This is a genomic window from Streptomyces sp. NPDC051664, assembly GCF_044453545.1.
In the GTDB taxonomy this organism is placed as follows: Bacteria; Actinomycetota; Actinomycetes; order Streptomycetales; family Streptomycetaceae; genus Streptomyces.
Genome location: NZ_JBITCU010000098.1, coordinates 1 through 2,818, shown reverse-complemented (window position 1 = coordinate 2,818; position 2,818 = coordinate 1). Strand labels below are relative to the sequence as shown.

Below are 2,818 nucleotides of genomic sequence, written 5' to 3'. Positions count from 1 at the left end.
CAACGTGCCCAAGTCATCACTCGAACCACGCGACTTCGACGTCAGACTCGACAGAACCTGCGCCCCCATATCGAACTTCATATGCTTCCCCCTGCCAAGCTAAATGATCTGATACGACAACATCCTTCCTGCTGCGGCTCATCGGTTCAACCAGTGGCCCCCCGCTGTGACCAACACATGACAGAGCCGGGCGACATCGAACGAACACGTCTCCGGCCGCGCAGGGCGGTGGGCGCAATCGCTTGGGTCGTGGACCCGCGGGAGCCAAGGGCCTCAGGTCGGGTTGGCCAGTCTCCGGACCACGTCGGCGTTCGGCGCCTCGGTCAAGGACCCGGGTACGACATGGCTGCTCTTCGTGGGGTCCGACTCCTGAATCATCTCTGCCAGGGCGGCGGAAGGCACAATGCCGCGGGCCTTCGCGTCGTGGAGTTTCCCGGCCCATCTGGCGCCCTCGTTGAATGCCTCGTCGCCGCCCGCCTTGCGGACCACCCACCCGGCGGCGTCGTCCTCGTCGTTCGCCCAGACATGGCCGATCACCTCACCGTCTCTGTCCGCGACGGTGAGGTACTGAACGGGCCTGTTGGACAGATGGCTGTAGCGCGGCGGCCCACCGGGCGCCGCGTTGAACAACAGATCCTCGTTCAAGCGCGGGTTGGGTCGCTGTATCTCGGTCATTCGGCCGTGCTCCGTCACTTCTCGATGGGGGTGGTCAGCCCTTGTTCGCCAGTTCCTTGAGTTCATCGAGAGTCGTGGATTCGGCCAGCGAGCCGGGCACGACGCGGCTTCCCTGGATGTCGCTCGTGTCCCGGATCAGCTCGGTGAGCAGGGCGGTGGGAGCGATCTCGCGCGCCTTCGCGTCCCGCAGCTTCCGAAGCCATGCGGCGCCGGCATTGATCTCGGCGGCGCCCAGCCCCGGCGGCGTCACCCAGCCGGCCGCTTCGCCCTCGTCGTTGGCCCAGACATATCCGATCACCACGCCGTTGTCGGCGGCCACCCGCACGTACTGCACAGGCCCCTGTGCGACACGGTTGTAGCGAGGCGGCCCGGCGATGCGCTTGAACTGCATGTCTTCTTCGAAGCGCGGATTGGGTCGGTTTTCGCTGGTCATGAACTCTTCCTCTGTCACTTCGGCAGGATTTCGCCGTAGACCTGGGCTTTACCGGCCTCGTCCACGAAGACTCGGGTCACCCGGTACTCCGAGCCGCGCCCGAGCAGGATCTCACGCTCTTCCACGCCGTACTTGCTGACCTTCTCCAGCCAGAGCGCGGGCGTGCCCTTCGGCACACGGAGGTGGAGGATCGCCTCCTTGCCCGCGAAGCTGGGCACCGGGTGGTTTCCGAGCGACGTGGAGAGGTAGCCCTCATCGCCGTACGTGCCGCCCATCATTTCCAGCGGCGAGTCGAGGTCGAGGTGCCCGATGCCCGTGCCGCGCACGACCATGACGTCTTCCGGGACAGGTCGGGTCGACATGACCCGATCCATCTCGCTGATGTCGTGCAGGACCTCGGGTCGGGGGCCGTAGTAGGGGTCCCCCCGGAGGTAGCCGTTCATGTCCTTGTACGAGGGGAACGTGTCCCCCGTGTAGTCCCGGAGCGCCTGCTTCGCGGACGGGTCCAGGTCGTCTACGTAGTCGTTCCAGTAGTCCCGGCCGTAGTCGATCGCCGCCCAGTCATCGGCGAACGGCGCTGTTCCGTCCGCCAGCTCGGCGGCGGCGACCTGGTGCTTCTCGGCCGTGGTGAGATGGTCGAAGTCGGCTTCCGACATGTGCGGGCTGTACTTGAAGTCGTCCGCCGCGCCGGCGACATCCGTCCCGTCCACACCATGGTGGCCGGCCGTCGCCGCGTCGTCCGCGCCGTGCAGCGCGTCTCCGGCGGCGCCGTGCGGGTCGACATGTCCGCCGGTGTCACCGGCGTGCGCCACGTCGTCGGCGTGCCCGCCGGGGTGCGAGGCGTCGTGTCCGTGCGTACCCGGTGCGTCGTGCCCGTGCGTGGTCGGTACGTCGTGCCCCGGGCCGTGCGGGCCCGTGGTCGGTACGTCGTGCCCTGCAGTCGTCGGGAAGTGCTCGCCGGGAACGTGCGCTGCCGGTCCGCCGGGTACATGACCCGCGGGTCCGCCGGGTACGTGGCTCGCGGGGTCGAACGCCGCGGGGGCAGGGCCGAACGAGCCGCTCGGGACGTGGCCTGCCGGTGTGCCCGGTATGTGACCCGCGGGACTCCCCGGTACGTGGCCCGCCGGGTCGAACGCCGCCGGGGCGGGGCCGAACGATCCGTTCGGTACGTGCGACGCCGGGCTGCCTGGTACGTGGCCCGCCGGGTCGAACGCCGCCGGGGCGGGGCCGAACGATCCGTTCGGTACGTGCGACGCCGGGCTGCCTGGTACGTGGCCCGCCGGGTCGAACGCCGCCGGGGCGGGGCCGAACGATCCGTTCGGTACGTGGGTCGCCGGAGCGGCGGGCACATGGCTGCCCCCGCCGGCCGGCACGTTGTCGAAGCCGCCACCCGTGTGCGGCACATCGGGGATGCCGCTTCCGGCATGGACTCCGGGCACCGACGTGGGCTGGATCTGCCAGGAGGTGGGCAGCGACGTCCCGGGGACCGTGGCGTGCGGGATCGAGGGCGTGTCGAGCGCGCCGGTCGGGGAGATGAGGTTGCCGTTGGGGTCCAGCACGTGTCCGTCGGGCAACTGGAACGAGCCGTCGGGCAACGTGGGGATCTCGACGTTGCCGATGCCCTTGAGGCCTTTGGTGATGTCGCCGATTTTGGAGAGGCCGGCGCCTGCGCCTTTGGCGATGTAGGTCATGGGGTCGATGACCTTGCCG

3 protein-coding genes are annotated in these 2,818 nt (G+C 68.8%); all 3 read right to left on the bottom strand.

Going from position 1 to position 2,818, the window contains the following annotated elements; genetic code table 11:
- Positions 1–273 precede the first annotated feature (273 nt).
- Positions 274–675, bottom strand: a complete 402-nt coding sequence (locus ACIA8E_RS41695) for a hypothetical protein (protein WP_399307295.1) — start codon at positions 673–675, stop codon at positions 274–276.
- A gap of 34 nt (positions 676–709) precedes the next feature.
- On the bottom strand, positions 710–1,108 hold the full coding sequence (locus tag ACIA8E_RS41690; RefSeq protein ID WP_371795609.1) for a hypothetical protein: 399 nt from the start codon (positions 1,106–1,108) through the stop codon (positions 710–712).
- 14 nt (positions 1,109–1,122) lie between these two features.
- On the bottom strand, positions 1,123–2,818 hold a 1,696-nt coding region (locus ACIA8E_RS41685), incomplete at its 5' end, for an ADP-ribosyltransferase (RefSeq protein WP_399307293.1).